This window comes from Microbacterium sp. LRZ72, from assembly GCF_033792225.1.
Classification (GTDB): domain Bacteria; phylum Actinomycetota; class Actinomycetes; order Actinomycetales; family Microbacteriaceae; genus Microbacterium.
In genome coordinates this window covers 344,658-360,249 of the sequence record NZ_JANGEX010000001.1, presented here as the reverse complement: position 1 = coordinate 360,249, position 15,592 = coordinate 344,658, and the positions used below count along the sequence as shown (strand labels likewise).

General features: G+C 69.0%; 12 protein-coding genes and 2 tRNA genes. 9 read left to right on the top strand and 5 right to left on the bottom strand.

Features of this window, described 5'->3' with window-relative positions:
* Nucleotides 1-83: 83 nt before the first annotated feature.
* The 3 genes from M4I32_RS01715 (at nt 84) to M4I32_RS01705 (ending at nt 3,650) form a co-directional block, all read left to right on the top strand.
* The gene (locus M4I32_RS01715) at nt 84-2,237 is read left to right on the top strand and encodes an acyltransferase family protein (RefSeq protein WP_319032754.1); all 2,154 of its coding nucleotides are present in this window, start codon (nt 84-86) and stop codon (nt 2,235-2,237) included.
* Between the two features lie 10 nt (nt 2,238-2,247).
* On the top strand, nt 2,248-2,787 hold the full coding sequence (locus M4I32_RS01710; RefSeq protein ID WP_319032753.1) for a gamma carbonic anhydrase family protein: 540 nt from the start codon (nt 2,248-2,250) through the stop codon (nt 2,785-2,787).
* A gap of 74 nt (nt 2,788-2,861) precedes the next feature.
* Nucleotides 2,862-3,650: a formate/nitrite transporter family protein gene (locus M4I32_RS01705; RefSeq protein ID WP_319032752.1), complete on the top strand. Its 789-nt coding sequence runs from the start codon at nt 2,862-2,864 to the stop codon at nt 3,648-3,650.
* Between the two features lie 50 nt (nt 3,651-3,700).
* On the opposite strand, the gene cls is transcribed toward M4I32_RS01705, so the two are convergent.
* The 3 genes from cls to M4I32_RS01690 form a co-directional block, all read right to left on the bottom strand.
* Nucleotides 3,701-5,218: a cardiolipin synthase gene (gene cls / locus M4I32_RS01700; protein ID WP_319032751.1), complete on the bottom strand. Its 1,518-nt coding sequence runs from the start codon at nt 5,216-5,218 to the stop codon at nt 3,701-3,703.
* Between the two features lie 54 nt (nt 5,219-5,272).
* Nucleotides 5,273-6,706 carry an aldehyde dehydrogenase family protein gene (locus M4I32_RS01695; protein ID WP_319032750.1) on the bottom strand — a complete coding sequence of 478 codons (1,434 nt, stop codon included), beginning with the start codon at nt 6,704-6,706 and terminating at the stop codon, nt 5,273-5,275.
* A gap of 91 nt (nt 6,707-6,797) precedes the next feature.
* Nucleotides 6,798-6,871 (bottom strand) — tRNA-Gly (locus M4I32_RS01690).
* Between the two features lie 172 nt (nt 6,872-7,043).
* Here M4I32_RS01690 and M4I32_RS01685 point away from each other — a divergent pair.
* From M4I32_RS01685 to clpX, 5 genes are all read left to right on the top strand, one after another.
* Nucleotides 7,044-7,117, top strand: a tRNA-Pro gene (locus M4I32_RS01685).
* 88 nt (nt 7,118-7,205) lie between these two features.
* The gene (gene tig, locus M4I32_RS01680) at nt 7,206-8,651 is read left to right on the top strand and encodes a trigger factor (RefSeq protein ID WP_319032749.1); all 1,446 of its coding nucleotides are present in this window, start codon (nt 7,206-7,208) and stop codon (nt 8,649-8,651) included.
* A gap of 147 nt (nt 8,652-8,798) precedes the next feature.
* On the top strand, nt 8,799-9,386 hold the full coding sequence (locus M4I32_RS01675) for an ATP-dependent Clp protease proteolytic subunit (RefSeq protein ID WP_319032748.1): 588 nt from the start codon (nt 8,799-8,801) through the stop codon (nt 9,384-9,386).
* Nucleotides 9,387-9,418: 32 nt separating this feature from the next.
* Entirely contained in the window at nt 9,419-10,105 is a 687-nt protein-coding gene (locus M4I32_RS01670; RefSeq protein ID WP_413466763.1) for an ATP-dependent Clp protease proteolytic subunit, read from the top strand.
* Between the two features lie 113 nt (nt 10,106-10,218).
* On the top strand, nt 10,219-11,487 hold the full coding sequence (clpX, locus tag M4I32_RS01665; protein ID WP_319032747.1) for an ATP-dependent Clp protease ATP-binding subunit ClpX: 1,269 nt from the start codon (nt 10,219-10,221) through the stop codon (nt 11,485-11,487).
* A 51-nt stretch (nt 11,488-11,538) separates the two neighbouring features.
* Here clpX and M4I32_RS01660 read toward each other — a convergent pair whose 3' ends face one another.
* Nucleotides 11,539-11,781 carry a hypothetical protein gene (locus M4I32_RS01660; RefSeq protein ID WP_319032746.1) on the bottom strand — a complete coding sequence of 81 codons (243 nt, stop codon included), beginning with the start codon at nt 11,779-11,781 and terminating at the stop codon, nt 11,539-11,541.
* Nucleotide 11,782: 1 nt separating this feature from the next.
* Nucleotides 11,783-14,356: a valine--tRNA ligase gene (valS, locus tag M4I32_RS01655; RefSeq protein WP_319032745.1), complete on the bottom strand. Its 2,574-nt coding sequence runs from the start codon at nt 14,354-14,356 to the stop codon at nt 11,783-11,785.
* 333 nt (nt 14,357-14,689) lie between these two features.
* On the opposite strand from valS, the gene M4I32_RS01650 reads away from it, so the two are divergent.
* Entirely contained in the window at nt 14,690-15,562 is an 873-nt protein-coding gene (locus M4I32_RS01650; protein ID WP_319032744.1) for an endonuclease domain-containing protein, read from the top strand.
* The last annotated feature ends 30 nt before the right edge of the window (nt 15,563-15,592 follow it).

Below are 15,592 nucleotides of genomic sequence, written 5' to 3'. Positions count from 1 at the left end.
GCAAGCAAGCTGAGCCTGGGCTTACCGCCCCGGAACGGCGCGGAAATACGGGCCTTCGGCGCTCCACCGAGTAGCGTCATCTGGTGCCCTCCGCAGATCATCGTTTCGGTCCCCAGAACTTGGGTGCGCCCGCGCGTCCGGTGCAGCGTCAGCCGCCGGGGCGCTCGCCCGAACACGCGGAGCCCGCGCGGTTCATCCCGCACGTGCAGGGGCTGCGCGCGATCGCCGTGCTGATGGTCGTGCTCTACCACTTCTGGCCCGGGCGCCTCTCGGGCGGGTATGTCGGCGTCGACGTCTTCTTCGTCATCTCGGGGTTTCTGATCACCGCGCACCTGATGCGCGAGCTTCAACAGACCGGAGGCGTGCGGCTGGCCCAGTTCTGGGCGCGACGCGCCCGCCGCCTGCTTCCGGCGGCGCTCCTGGTTCTGCTGTTCAGCGCGATCGTGGTCTCGATCCCCGCGCTGTTCCCGCTCTCGGGGCTGCCCGCCGAGATTCGCGAGATACTGGCGGCCACCTTCTACGTCGAGAACTGGTACCTCGCGCTCAGCTCGGCGGACTACCTCGCACTCACCGGTGAACCCACGACCGTTCAGCACTACTGGTCGCTGTCGCTCGAGGAGCAGTTCTATCTGATGTGGCCGCTGATCCTGCTCGCGGCGGCCTGGGCCGGTGTGCGCTGGTTCTCCGGCGATCGTCGCCGCGCGGCAGTGCTCGCGATCGCCGTCGTGACGGCGGCATCCCTCGTCTTCAACATCGTCTTCACGATCACCGACCCCGCGCCGGCGTACTTCGTCACCTTCGGCCGGATGTGGCAGTTCGGTGTCGGGGCGCTGATCGCCCTCGTCCCGATGCTGCGCGTGCGCCACGCGGTGGGCAGCTTCGTCCTCGGCTGGGGGGGAATCGGCGCGCTGCTGTACGCGGCGTTCGCCTTCGACGGTCAGACCCCGTTCCCGGGCTACATGGCGCTCATTCCCACACTGGGTGCCGCAGCGGTCATCGCCGCCTCGCGCACAGAACACTGGTGGTACCCGACGCGGGTGCTGTCGGTGCGCCCGGCGCAGTTCGTCGGCGACATCTCGTACAGCCTCTACCTCTGGCACTGGCCCCTGATCGTGATCGCGCCATCGGTGCCGTTCTGGGGTCTGACGATCTATCACCGCGTCGCGCTGCTCGCGCTCTGCTTCGTGCTCGCCTGGCTCACCAAGCGGTTCGTCGAGGACCCGGTGCGCGCCTGGAAGACCCTGACGTCACGTCCGCCGCGCGTCACGTTGTGGGCCTCGCTCGCCGCGATGCTGCTGGTGGCGTCCGTCGCCGGAGGGGGCTGGGTGGCCAATGCGTCGTCGTACCGGGCCGGAGTGGAGGCGATCGAGCAGACACGCGAGAACCCGCCGGAGTGCTTCGGTGCCGCCAGCGTGCTCGATCCGGCCTGTGCGGGGGTGGAGTTCGGCGACGTGGTGCTGCCCTCGCCCGGCTTCGCCGCGGCGGACCGACCCGCCGCCGAGGAGTGCTTCGTGCAGCTGAACGACACGCGAGCCGTGACGTGCGAATTCGGGGTGGACGACCCGGACGCGCCCCACATCGTGCTGATCGGCGACAGTCACGCCTATCAGCTGCTCACGAGCGTCGACGCGATGGCGCAGCGCAACGGATGGCGCGTGACCACGCTGTTCAAGGGTGCGTGTCCGTGGAGCACCGCACCGCTGTCGAGCACCGGTACGTTCGGCGCGGCCTGCGAGCAATGGCGGCAGAACGCGCAGCGCGAACTCGAAGCGCTGGAGCCCGACGCCGTTCTCACGGCCGGTCTGGCGACGACCCCGTTCGCCGCGACGGATGGAGAGTCGTCCTACGAGACCGCGGTTGCGGGCTACCGCGAGGCGTGGCGCACGATGACCGACCGCGGTGTGCCTGTCGTGACCGTCGTCGACAACCCCACCTGGGAGGACGACCCGAACACGTGCCTGCGCATCCGCGCCATCGCGGAATGCGCCGGTGACCGCGACGAGGTGCTGGCGGCATCCGATCCCATCAGGGAGGCCGCGGAGGGGATGCCGGGCGTCACGCTGCTCGATTTCACCGAGGTGTACTGCGACGAGGAGATCTGCTCCCCGGTTGTCGGGGGCGCGAACGTGTATCGCGATCGCGACCACCTGACGGTCACGTTCGTGGACACCCTCGCGCCGGAATACGAGCGGGCCCTGCGCGTCGCGCTCGGGCGGGACGGCTCGCTGACGCAATAGTCTCGAGGACATGACGATCGCCGCCGATTCCACCGTCCTCGCGCTCGACTCCGCCGCGCCGCTGATCCATGAGACCGCCTTCGTCGCACCGGGAGCGCGCATCGTGGGAGCCGTCACGCTCTCTCCGGGCGCGAGCGTCTGGTACAACGCGGTCCTGCGGGGCGACTCCGCGTCGATCACCGTCGGGGAGGGCAGCAACCTGCAGGACAACGTGTCGGTGCACGTGGATGCCGGGTCGCCCGTCGTCATCGGCGCGAACGTCTCGGTCGGTCACAATGCCGTCGTGCACGGATGCCGGATCGGCGACGGCTCGCTCATCGGGATGGGCAGCGTCGTGCTCTCAGGCGCGGTCATCGGCGAGGGATGCCTCGTCGCCGGCGGAGCCGTGGTGCTCGGCGGCACGGAGGTGCCGGACGGTTCGCTGGTGGCCGGTGTGCCCGCGAAGGTCCGCCGCGAGCTGACGGACGAGGAGCGCGCGGACATCCAGCGCAATGCCGAGGTCTACCGCGCGCACACGTCGCGTCACGCCGCCGCCATCACTGCGTCGTAGGCGGGGGGAGGCCTGCTTGCTGCGAAAAGGCAAGCCCCTGGCGCCCAGCACGCCCCGGGTGGTTGATGGTCGGCATGACTGGAATTCCCGACCCCGTGCAGATCTACGAGCGAGCGACGTCGGAAGGGGAGCGCCGCCTCGGCATGCCTCCACTCGAGAAGATGTCGAGTGGGTTCATCGCGGGGATCACGATCGTCTTCGGTGTCGTCGCCCTCGGCATGGCGGAGGCCGACGTTGCACCCGCCTTCGGCGGGGGCCCGGCGGCGCTCGCCGGGGCGCTGGCGTTCGGGACGGGCTTGGTCTTCGTGGTGGTGGGACGGACCGAGCTGTTCTCGGAGAACTTCTTCGATCCGGTCGCGTCGGCGATCTCGGCGCGGCGCGCGAGACGGTGGCTCGCGCTGCTTCAGCTCTGGGTGCTCGTCCTGATCTTCAATCTGCTCGGTGGCGCCGTCATGGCGGCGGTGTTCATCGTGCCGGGGGCGCTGCCCGAAGGAGCGCCCGAGGCTCTCGTGAGCGTTGCGGAGGACGTCGCCGCCAAGAGCGGATGGGCGACACTGGCCAGGGGTGTCGCCGCGGGCACGCTGATCACGCTGCTGTCGTACCTGCTCAATGCGACCAGGACGGTGGGGACGCGCGCGATGCTCGCCTACATCGTCGGGGTCTTCCTCGCGCTCGGTCCGTTCGACCACGTCGTCGTCTCCGCCCTCCACCTGCAGATCGGCCTGTGGTTCGGGGGCGACGTCGACTACGGAGACATCGTGTCGAACATCGCGATCGCGGGATCTGGAAACGTCCTCGGCGGTGTGCTGCTCATGACGCTGACGCACCTCGCTCAGAAGATCGGCGCGACGCGAGGGGGCTGAGCGTCCGCCATCCGCCCCGGCCACGCGGATCCGCACAGCGCGCAGCATCCCTACTGAAGACTTGCCGTGAGACGGCACACGTTGTCGATGTACTTCTGCCGTAGGGGCCGCGACATCCATTCGTCAAGCCCGAGCGTCGAGCTGTCGTCCTCGTAGGCCGCGACGACGGTGTCCATGCGCCGCACGAAATCCCGATCGCACACCATCAGATCGAGCTCGAGGTTCAGCGCGAACGAGCGCATGTCGACGTTCGACGAGGCGATGATGGCGACGTCTTCGTCGATGAGCAGGAACTTGGAATGGAGGATGTACGGCGGTCTGTGGCGGTGGATCGTCACTCCCGCCCGCAGCAGCATCTCGTAGTAGGAGCGCTGGGCCCGATGCGTCAAGGGGTGGTCCGAGGCCTCGCCCACGTACAGTCGCACGTCGACCCCCCGCTGCGCGGCCGTGGTGAGGGCGACGAGCGTGGACTCCTCGGGCACAAAGTACGGAGAGGTCATGATGATCCGCGTCCGCGCGCTGTAGAACAGCTGGCTGAACAGACGCAGGTTGGCCTCCTCGTCCTTGCCGGGATTGTCCCCGGCCCCGCTCGGCAGCACCTGACACAGGATGCGCCCTGGCCCAGTCATCGGAGCGGGGGCTGCAGGCGGGGCCGGTGGAACGGCGTCGCCGCTCTCGGATGACCAATCGGCGAGGAAGACGGCATCCACATGCGCGACGACGGGACCCTCGACGCGCAGCATGAGGTCTCGCCACTGCAGATGTTTGCGCAGGTTCTTCTTCTTGTTGTAGCTCGCGTCGATGAGGTTCTGGGAGCCGACGAATGCGACTTCGTCGTCGATGACGGCGATCTTGCGATGATTGCGGATGTCGGGACGTTGGTACTCGCCCCGCCAGGGGCGGACCGGCAGCATGCGATGCCACGGGATGCCGCCGCGGTCGAGCCGGCGCACGAGCTGCGCGTAGCCCGGGAAGCCGAGGCTGCCGATGTGGTCCATGAGAACCTTCACCTCCACCCCGCGCGCGTGGGCCTTCTCGACGGCGCGTATCAGGGGCTCCGTGCTCGCGTCCGCCGCGAAGATGTAGAACTGCAGGTGCACCGCACGGCGCGCCCCCTCCACCGCCCGGGTGATGCGCTCGAGCGAGGCGGTGTAGTCGATCAGCACCTCGGCTGCGTATGCCGGGACCAGCGGCAGCCCGGTGAGACGGCGGTTGAGCCGCACCGCATCACGCACCCACTCCGGCAGCGCCGCCGAATGGTCGGCCGCGCCGGACGGAGCCGACCAGTCCGCGCGGCCCCCGGCATCATCGACGCCTGCGATGGTCGGCACGGCGGCCTGACGGCGCCGGCGCGGCTCCGGCAGCGCGAGTCTTCCGATCACGAGGTAGAGCACGACGCCGACGATCGGGACGAAGAAGATCGCCAGCAGCCATCCCCAGGCGGCGGAGGGTCGACGGTTGTGCGGCACGACGCCGAGCGCGACCACGCGGATGATCATGTCGATGGTGAGCGCGAGGGCGCTGAACCACAGGGGAGGGCTCCAGGAGAGAAAAGAGGGACTGAGCATCCGCCGGTTCGCTTCACCTCGCGGCCGCACGGAGGACCGGGAGGCGCGTGGGTCTCATCGTCCCGGCTCGACGTGCACGACCTTGGTCCGGGTCATCTCATCGAGCAGGCCAGGCCCGTAGCCGAAGCCGGTTCCGCTCGCGCCGCGTGGCTGCGCGGAACCGCCCGGCGCCCCACCGAAGACCGCGTTGACCTTGACGGTGCCGACATCGAGGCGTGCGATGGCCGCGTGGATGTGGTCGGGGTCGCGAGAGAGCACGGCGGCCGCCAGCCCGTAGCGATCGTCCGCCGCGAGCTCGAGCGCTTCATCGAAGCTCTGCACGATGCGCACGGCGGCGACGGGCCCGAACGTCTCCTCGCGCATGACCGCCATGGACGGTGAATACCCGGAGAGCACTGTGGCGGGGTAGTACGCGCCGGGGCCGTCGGGCTTCTCTCCTCCCGTCAGGGCACGCGCGCCGGCTTCGACCGCATCCGAGACCTGCGCGTGCACCGATTCGCGCAGCACCTCGTCGACGAGTGGCCCGAACGATGCCGAACCGGTGAGTGCGTCCGCCTCGGCCACGAGCGCGTCGAGGAACGACTCGGCGATCTCGGCATGCACGAAGACGCGCTCGACCGACGTGCAGATCTGCCCGACGTTGGCGAACGCCCCGAGCGCGGCCTGCTCCGCCGCCCAGGCGACATCCACCCCGGCGTCGACGATCAGCGCGTCGTTGCCGCCGTTCTCGCGGATCACGTGCGCACCGGTCAGCGCCGCCGCGCGGGCGATCCGCTCCCCGGCGCGCGTCGAGCCCACGTGAGCGATCATCGCCACGCCGGGCTCGGCGACCAGTCGGGCGCCCGTCTCGGCGTCGCCGTCCACCGTGACCATCGTGCCGGCGGGGAGCGCGTCCGCGATGAGATCCGCCAGCATCCGGCCGACGTGGGGGCATCTCTCACTGGGCTTGTGGACGACCGTGTTGCCCGTGACGAGCGCTGCGCCTATCAGGCCGGCGGGCACCGCGACCGGATCATTCCACGGCGTGATCACGGCGACGACTCCGCGTGGCTCGGCGACCGTGTAGTCGATCGCGGTCGGCGCACCGCGCAGCGCGCGTCCCGTGTGCAGGGGGCCGAGCTCGGCGTACTGCGTGAAGGTCGCGATCGCTGCGCGAACTCCCTCCAGCGCCTGCTCGAACGGCTTGCCGGTCTCGCGCTCGTTCATCTCGGCCAGCTCGCGCTCTTGCCGGCGCAGGGTGTCCGCGATGACGTGCAGCGCCGCCCCTCGGTCGGCCGGCGGCGAGGCAGACCAGGCGGGCAACGCCGCGGAGGCCGCGGACACGGCACGCGCCACCTCGGCGTCGTCTGACCGCCGGACCGAGCCGACGGCACCCCCGTTGCGAGGATCGGTGATCGTCATCCAGGCCTCCTCGGCCGGACCGGATGACGCCATGCGGCCGGTCGGCAGGGTGCGGTCGCGGGAAGCGCGCGCGAAATCGATCGTCATACCTCCCCGCTACCCACCTGGTGGGTCATTCACACGTGGCGGCGGAAGCGTCAGACTCCGTCGGGGGAGCGGATCGAAGAACAATGCGAAGTGGAGGGGATGACGGGAATCGAACCCGCACCATCAGTTTGGAAGACTGAGGCTCTACCATTGAGCTACATCCCCGCGCGCGGCGTGCCGCAGCATCCGCCACTCTACCGGAAGCCGAGCCGAGGCCGCGTCACCGCGTGACACAGCACGCGGATGGGGCGCCCGCCACGCCGGAATGAGGCGCCGCGGCGCACGTCGGCTAGACTTCTCGGGGCCGTTCGTGTCCGCGCGGCAGCGTGGTCCCGCCCGGGGCGTAGCTCAGCTTGGTAGAGCGCCCGCTTTGGGAGCGGGAGGCCGCAGGTTCAAATCCTGTCGCCCCGACACACGCGCCCGAATGGACACCACTCTCACAGACCTGCACCCGCCGCGCTTTTCGCGTGTGCGATCCATCACGAGGAGAACAACCAGCATGGTGAACAGCACCGTCGAGCAGCTCAGCCCCACCCGCGTGAAGCTGCGCATCACGGTCACGCCCGACGAACTCAAGCCGAGCATCACGCACGCGTACGAGCACATCGGCAAGGACGTCCAGGTGCCCGGCTTCCGCAAGGGCAAGGTGCCCGCCCCCATCATCGACCAGCGCGTCGGTCGAGGCGCGGTCATCGAGCACGCCGTCAACGAGGGACTCGACGGGTTCTTCCGCGAGGCCGTCACGGAGCACAACATCCGCATGGTGGGCCGCCCGGCCGCCGACATCGTCGAGTGGCCCAACGAGAAGGACTTCACCGGCGACCTGCTCGTCGACGTCGAGGTCGACGTGCGCCCCGAGGTCACCGTCCCGGACCTGTCGGAGATCACTCTCACGGTCGACGCCGTCGAGGTCGACGAGGCCGCGGTCGACAAGGAGCTCGACGAGCTGCGCGCTCGCTTCGGCACCCTCGCCACCGTCGACCGCCCGGCGAAGACGGGTGATTTCGTCGAGCTCGACCTCGTCGCCACCATCGAGGGCAACGAGATCGACCGTGCCGGCGGCGTGTCGTACGAGCTCGGCTCGGGCGAACTGCTCGAAGGCATCGACGACGCCATCGAGTCCCTGACCGCGGGGGAGGAGACGACGTTCCGCTCGAAGCTCGTCGGCGGCGAGCACGCCGGCGAAGAGGCCGAGGTCACCGTGAACGTCAAGGCCGTGAAGGAGCGGGAGCTTCCCGAGGCCGACGACGACTTCGCGCAGATGGCGAGCGAGTTCGACACGATCGCAGAGCTGCGCGACAGCCTGCGCGAGCGCGCGGGTGAGCAGTCACTGTTCACCCAGGGCTCCGCAGCCCGCGACAAGCTCATCGAGACGCTGCTCGAGCAGATCGAGATCCCCGTTCCCCCGAAGGTCGTCGAGGACGAGGTGCACGCCCACCTCGAGAACGAGGGCCGTCTCGAAGACGACGAGCACCGCGCCGAGGTCACGGAGGCCAGCGAGAAGCAGTTCCGCACGCAGGTGCTGCTCGACACCATCGCCGAGCAGTCCGACGTGCAGGTCTCGCAAGAGGAGCTGTCGCAGTACATCATCCAGTCGGCAGCCCAGTACAACATGGCGCCGCAGGAGTTCATGCAGGCGCTGCAGCAGGGCAACCAGCTGCCGGCCCTGGTCGGCGAGGTCGCGCGCAACAAGGCACTCGCGATCGCCCTCGGCAAGGTGTCCGTCGTCGACACCGCCGGAAAGACCGTCGACCTGTCGGCTTTCGCCGCCGTCGAGGACGACGAACAGGCCGACGACGAGGCCGAGACGGACGATGCTGACGTCAGCGAGGGCACGGACGAGACCGCCCCCGCCGCAGACGCCGAGGATGCCGAACCGGCTGAGCCGGCCGAGAAGCCGGCCACGCGCAAGGAAGCCAAGAAGAAGGCCGAGTCGGCCGAGTAGTTCACGGGCGAAGGGGGTGGGTGCCACGGCATCCACCCCCTTCGTCGTCTGCCCCCAACCCGCCGTGATCTGCCCAGGGCGAACACGACCGTCCGGCCGAAGGCGCCCCGGTAGGGTCATAACGACGCACCATCGAATGGAGTGAGAATGGCCGCTGAACCCCTGGTCGCCACGAGTGTCTTCGACAGACTGCTGAGAGATCGCATCATCTGGCTGGGCTCGGAGGTGCGCGACGAGAACGCCAACGAGATCTGCGCGAAGATCCTCCTGCTCGCCGCCGAGGACTCGCACAAGGACATCTACCTGTACATCAATTCGCCCGGCGGCTCGATCACCGCCGGTATGGCGATCTACGACACGATGCAGTTCGTCCCGAACGACATCGTCACCGTCGGCATCGGCATGGCCGCCTCGATGGGCCAGCTGCTGCTGACCAGCGGCACCAAGGGCAAGCGCTACATCACGCCCAACGCCCGAGTGCTGCTGCACCAGCCGCACGGCGGCTTCGGTGGTACCGCCAGCGACATCCAGACCCAGGCCCAGCTGATCGTGTCGATGAAGAATCGGCTCGCCGAGATCACGGCCGAGCAGACCGGCAAGTCCGTCGAGCAGATCAACGAGGACGGGGACCGGGACCGCTGGTTCACGGCCGACGAGGCGCTCGAGTACGGCTTCGTCGACCACATCCGCGAGCACGCCATGGACGTCACCGGCGGCGGCGGCACGGCGGCGTGAGGCCCGAGGCGAGAGAGAAGGACGAACAAGCGATGCACACCCCCACCTTCGAGCAGCCCTCGAGCGGACGCATGGGCCCCCAGGGCCTGCAGACGCCGGGATCGCGCTACATCCTCCCGCAGTTCGAGGAGCGCACGGCCTACGGCTACAAGCGACAGGACCCCTACAACAAGCTCTTCGAGGACCGCGTCATCTTCCTGGGAGTCCAGGTCGACGACGCATCCGCCGACGACGTGATGGCGCAGCTCCTGGTGCTCGAGAGCCAGGACCCCGACCGCGACATCATCATGTACATCAACTCGCCCGGCGGCTCCTTCACCGCGATGACGGCGATCTACGACACGATGCAGTACGTCTCGCCGCAGATCCAGACGGTCGTGCTCGGCCAGGCGGCCTCGGCGGCCGCCGTGCTGCTGGCTGCGGGAGCGCCCGGCAAGCGCCTGGCCCTCCCCAACGCCCGCATCCTGATCCACCAGCCCGCCATGGGCGAGGCGGGACACGGTCAGGCGTCCGACATCGAGATCCAGGCGCAGGAGATCCTGCGCATGCGCACCTGGCTCGAGCAGACGCTCTCGGACCACTCCAAGCGCACTGTCGCAGAGGTCAACAAGGACATCGACCGTGACAAGATCCTGGGCGCGCACGAGGCGATGGAGTACGGACTCGTCGACCAGGTGCTCAGCACGCGCAAGCGCACGCCTGCCGCGATCACCAAGTAGGCAACGACAGTGAAGCCCCGGCATCCTCGTCTCAATGCGACCGGATGTCGGGGCTTCCTATTAGGCTCGACACACAGCATCTGTCCAGGCGGGCACGCACGAGGAGGAGCCTGATGGCACGCATCGGAGAGAGCGCCGACCTGTTCAAGTGCTCGTTCTGTGGAAAGAGTCAGAAGCAGGTCGTGCAACTCATCGCCGGTCCCGGCGTGTACATCTGCGACGAATGCGTCGAGTTGTGCAACGAGATCATCGAAGAGCGGATGGCGGAGTCCGAGTCGGGCGTCGTCACCGACTTCGATCTGCCGAAGCCGCGCGAGATCTTCGCTTTCCTCGACGAGTACGTCGTCGGCCAGAACGACGCCAAGCGCGCACTGTCGGTCGCGGTCTACAACCACTACAAGCGCGTCCGCGCCCACGGCGAGATCACCTCGGCAGAGCAGCGCGCCGAAGAGGTCGAGGTCGCCAAGAGCAACATCCTGCTGCTCGGTCCGACCGGCTGCGGCAAGACCTACCTCGCCCAGACCCTGGCGAAGCGACTGAACGTGCCGTTCGCGGTCGCGGACGCCACCGCCCTCACCGAAGCGGGATACGTCGGCGAAGACGTCGAGAACATCCTGCTCAAGCTGCTGCAGGCGGCCGATTTCGACACGAAGCGGGCCGAGACCGGCATCATCTACATCGACGAGGTCGACAAGGTGGCCCGCAAGGCCGAGAACCCGTCCATCACCCGCGACGTCTCGGGCGAGGGCGTGCAGCAGGCCCTCCTGAAGATCCTCGAGGGCACGGTGGCGTCGGTGCCGCCGCAGGGCGGGCGCAAGCATCCGCATCAGGAGTTCATCCAGATCGACACGACGAACGTGCTGTTCATCGTGGCGGGGGCTTTCGCCGGGCTCGAGGACATCATCTCGTCGCGCGTGGGCAAGCACGGCGTGGGGTTCGGTGCACCGCTGCAAGAGAAGGATGCCGTGTCAGACCTCTTCGGCGAGGTGCTGCCCGAGGACCTGCACAAGTTCGGCCTGATCCCGGAGTTCATCGGTCGTCTGCCGGTCGTGGCTTCAGTTGCGCCCCTCGATCGCGAGGCCCTCGTCGAGATTCTCACCGAGCCGCGCAACGCCCTCGCCAAGCAGTATCAGCGCATGTTCGAACTCGACGACGTCGACCTCGAGTTCGAGCGGGAGGCGCTCGAGGCGATCGCCGAGCTCGCCGTCCGGCGCAAGACGGGTGCTCGCGGGCTTCGAGCCATCCTCGAGGACGTGCTGGGGCCCATCATGTTCGAGATTCCCTCGACCGAGAATGTGGCGAAGGTGGTCGTCACGCGCGCTGCCGTCGACGACGGTGCGCCGCCCACCCTGGTGCTCCGCGAGAAGCGCAAGAGCGCGTAGCCGCGTCACCCCAGAAGCGCGAGCGGATGCCGGGTCCTCAGGGTCGGGCCCTCAGGCGAAGGTGTCGTCCGGGTCGTGCTGCACCACGACGGCCCCGGTGCGGTCCTTCGTCACGATGACGCCCGTGTCGAGTTCGGCCACGGGGCGTCCCTCCAGCCACGTGAGCGTCCAGCGCGGCGCGGGCCCTGCCGTGCCGACCGAGAGGGCCTCGACGTGCGCGATCGGTCCCCATAAGTCTTCGGGCACCGATGCGGGCGGCTGAGCTCCAGCCGTCCATCGCGTTCCCATCTGCATGTCAAACCTCCCCAGGCGTATCGAGGTCGATCACCACGACCTGGGTCGTGGGCGCCTCCGTGAACTCGATGCTACGCACCCGGCCGACCGCGCGCAGGTCGTTCTCCGCCGCCTTCAGCGCCGTGAGCACCGGCCCGGGGGCGCCGAGCACGAGGCGTGAGACGGGCGTCTTCTGCGAGACCTTCGCCTCGGTCTTCGCACGTCTGACCACGATGAGCGCTTCGCCGGCGGCTTCGAGCACCGCGGCGTCACCGGGCACGCCCGACGACTGGGGCCAGCCGGCTTCGTGCACCGAGCCTTCGGCGAACCACGACCACGCCTCTTCGGCGGCGAACACGAGCACAGGCGCCAGCAGTCGCAGCAGCGTCGAGAGCGCGGTCCGCAGTGCGAGGGCGGCCGACGCCTGCCCGGGGTCGGCCGGATCGTACGCGCGTTCCTTGACCATCTCGAGGTAGTCATCGCAGAAGGTCCAGAAGAACGACTCCGTGACCTCCAGTGCGCGCGCATGGTCGTAGCCCTCGAGGGCGGTGGTCGCCTGCGCGATCACGCGATCCAGCGCGGCCAGCATCGAGGCATCGAGCGGTTCGGTGATCCGGGCTTCGTCGGGAACCGGGAAGGTCAGCACGAACTTCGCCGCGTTGAGCACCTTGATCGCCAGGCGCCGGCCGATCTTGATCTGCGTCGGGTTCTGCGGGTCGAAGGCGGCGTCGGTTCCGAGCCTGCTGGATGCCGCCCAGTAGCGCACGGCGTCCGAGCCATGCTTTGCGAGGATGTCGGCGGGGGTGACGACATTGCCCTTGGACTTGGACATCTTCTTGCGGTCGGGGTCGACGATGAAGCCCGAGATGGCGGCATCCGTCCACGGGGCACGGTCATCTTCGAGGGCGCTGCGCAGCAGCGTCGAGAACAGCCAGGTGCGGATGATGTCCTGGCCCTGGGGACGCAGGTCGAACGGTGCGACGAGCTGCCAGAGGTCGTCATCGCGCTGCCATCCGCCCGCCAGCTGCGGGGTGAGGCTCGACGTCGCCCAGGTGTCGAGCACGTCGGTCTCGGCCTCGAATCCGCCGGGTCGCCCGCGCTGCGCCTCGGTGTAGCTCGCGGGAGCATCGGCGGTGGGGTCGATCGGCAGGCTCGCGGCATCCGGCGTCAGCACGCGGCTGTAGTCGCGCTGGCCCGCGTCGTCGAGGCCATACCAGACCGGGATCGGCACGCCGAAGAACCGCTGCCGCGATACGAGCCAGTCGCCCGTGAGGCCGTTCACCCAGTTCTCGTAGCGCACGCGCATGAAGTCGGGGTGCCACTGGATCTGCCTGCCCAGTTCGATCAGCCGTTCGCGCAGCTGCTCGTCCCGTGCGCCGTTGCGGATGTACCACTGTCGTGTCGAGACGATCTCGAGGGGGCGGTCGCCCTTCTCGAAGAACTTGACCGCGTGGGTGAAGGGCTTCGGCTCGCCCACGAGCTCGCCGGATTCCGCGAGCAGCTCGACCATGCGCTTCTTGGCGCTGAAGACGGTCTTGCCGGCGATCTCCGCGTAGGCCGTGCGGGCCGCATCCGTCGCGAGGGCTTCGGGCGGATCGGCGAGCACGCGGCCGTCGCGCCCGATGATCGTGCGGTTCGGCAGGTCGAGCTCGCGCCACCAGATGATGTCGGTCACATCGCCGAACGTGCAGATCATGGCGATGCCCGAGCCCTTGTCCTGCTGCGCGAGCGGATGGGGGAGCACCGGCACCTCGACGTCGAAGAGGGGTGTGCGAACGGTGGTGCCGAACAGCGGCTGGTAGCGCTCGTCGTCGGGATGGGCCACCAGCGCCACGCATGCCGCGAGCAGCTCCGGGCGCGTGGTCTCGATGTGCACGTCGCCGCTGCCGTCGCTCTTGTGGAAGGCCAGGCGGTGATAGGCCGCGGGCTGATCGCGGTCCTCGAGCTCGGCCTGCGCGATCGCCGAGCGGAAGTCGACGTCCCACAGGGTCGGGGCGAGCGCCTGATAGGCCTCGCCACGCTCGATGCCGCGCAGGAACGCCAGCTGGCTCGTGCGGATCGTCTCGTCGGAGATCGTGCGGTAGGTCTGCGTCCAGTCCACGCTCAGGCCCAGGTCGCGCCAGAGCGACTCGAAGTGCTTCTCGTCCTCGACGGTGAGGCGCTCACACAGCTCGATGAAGTTGCGGCGGCTGATCGGCACCTGGTCCGCGGCCTTCGTGCTCTTGGTGTCGCCCTCGAAGGGCGGAGTGAAGTCCGGGTCATGGGGCAGCGACGGGTCGCAGCGCACGCCGTAGTAGTTCTGCACGCGCCGCTCGGTCGGCAGCCCGTTGTCGTCCCAGCCCATCGGATAGAACACCGACTTGCCGCGCATCCGCTCGAAGCGCACCTTGACGTCGGTGTGGGTGTAGCTGAAGACGTGCCCGATGTGCAGGCTGCCGCTTGCCGTCGGCGGGGGAGTGTCGACGCTGAAGACGCCGGGGCGACCGGATGCCGCGGCGGCCGCACGGTCGAATCGGTAGGTGCCGGCGGCATCCCACTTCTCGTCCCACTTGGCTTCCAGCCCCTCGAGGACGGGCTTGTCGGGGATCTCGGCCATGGTGCTCCTTGCGCGCTATGGACGGCACGGTGTGTGCGTGCCTGAGTGTGGGAATCCGCCGGACAGTCTACGCGGGGTGCACGGGTGGGCCGTGTGCCCCGGGGTGGCGCGGGGGCATGCGCCTCTGCTCGGCCGAGGGCCGTTGCCCGGCAGAGGGTCGACCTGCGCAGGCACGCCCTCTGCTCGGCACACCTCCTCGGCTGGGCAGAGGTGGGGAGACGTCCTCGGCGGCACGGGGCGACGCAGGGGCGGCATCGGCCTGTGGAGAGCCGGCTGTCCACCACTCGCCCCCGTGCGGCGTCATCCCCGATGCATCCGGGCGAGCATCGCTACATGACACAGGCGCGTGAACGGGCGGCGGCAGCAGCGGTGGGGGTCGTGCGGGCGCAGGGCGGCGTTGCACGAAGCGCGCGCCTCATCGAAGCGGGAACACCGAAGTGGGCGATCACGGATGCGGTGGCGCTCGGCCTGTTGGTCCGACTCCGTCGGGTCTGGGTGGCCACACCCGACGCCGACCGCGAACTCGTGGCCGCAGCGCGTGCGGGCGTCGTGCTCTCGTGCGTGACGGCTGCGAAACGCCGCGGCCTGTGGGTGCTCGACGCAGAGCACCTCCACGTCGCCGTGCACGCTCATTCCGGCGCCGTGCATGCCTCTGGGGCGACGGTGCACTGGAAAGCGCCCATCGTGCCACGACCTCCCGGCATCCTCGAGGATGCGCTCGAGAACGTGCTCGTGCTCGTCGCAGGGTGTCAGCCGCGCGAGGCCGCGCTGGCCGTGTGGGAGTCTGCGCTGCGTCAGCAGCTCGTCGACCCGTTGTCCCTCGAGCGGATGCCGCTGCCCGCCGCTGCGCGAGAACTGCTCGCATCGGCCTCGCCCTGGTCCGATTCCGGGGTCGAGACCTTCGTGGTGCCGCGTCTGCGGTGGATGCGCCTGCCGCTGCGGCGCCAGGTCTGGCTGGCCGGACACCGGGTGGACCTGCTGATCGGCGATCGGCTGGTGCTGCAGATCGACGGCGGCCACCACGTCGGAGCACAGCGCGAACGCGACATCGCCCACGACGCCGAGCTGCGACTGCGCGGCTACCACGTGATCCGGATCGGGTACTGGCAGGTGATCGAGCGCTGGCACGAGGTGCAGGACGTGCTGATGCGCGCGGTTGCCCAGGGACTCCACCGCGCGCCGGCCTCGTCCGGCCACCTCGGCTGAGCAGAGGGCCGTTGCCGAGGTGAGGGCGAG

Coding starts and splice junctions, on each gene's coding strand:
- M4I32_RS01710 (WP_319032753.1), top strand. CDS start 2,248: ATGACGATCGCCGCCGATTCCACCGTCCTCGCGCTCGACTCCGCCGCG.
- M4I32_RS01705 (WP_319032752.1), top strand. CDS start 2,862: ATGACTGGAATTCCCGACCCCGTGCAGATCTACGAGCGAGCGACGTCG.
- cls (WP_319032751.1), bottom strand. CDS start 5,218: ATGCTCAGTCCCTCTTTTCTCTCCTGGAGCCCTCCCCTGTGGTTCAGC.
- M4I32_RS01695 (WP_319032750.1), bottom strand. CDS start 6,706: ATGACGATCGATTTCGCGCGCGCTTCCCGCGACCGCACCCTGCCGACC.
- tig (WP_319032749.1), top strand. CDS start 7,206: ATGGTGAACAGCACCGTCGAGCAGCTCAGCCCCACCCGCGTGAAGCTG.
- M4I32_RS01675 (WP_319032748.1), top strand. CDS start 8,799: ATGGCCGCTGAACCCCTGGTCGCCACGAGTGTCTTCGACAGACTGCTG.
- M4I32_RS01670 (WP_413466763.1), top strand. CDS start 9,419: ATGCACACCCCCACCTTCGAGCAGCCCTCGAGCGGACGCATGGGCCCC.
- clpX (WP_319032747.1), top strand. CDS start 10,219: ATGGCACGCATCGGAGAGAGCGCCGACCTGTTCAAGTGCTCGTTCTGT.
- M4I32_RS01660 (WP_319032746.1), bottom strand. CDS start 11,781: ATGCAGATGGGAACGCGATGGACGGCTGGAGCTCAGCCGCCCGCATCG.
- valS (WP_319032745.1), bottom strand. CDS start 14,356: ATGGCCGAGATCCCCGACAAGCCCGTCCTCGAGGGGCTGGAAGCCAAG.
- M4I32_RS01650 (WP_319032744.1), top strand. CDS start 14,690: ATGACACAGGCGCGTGAACGGGCGGCGGCAGCAGCGGTGGGGGTCGTG.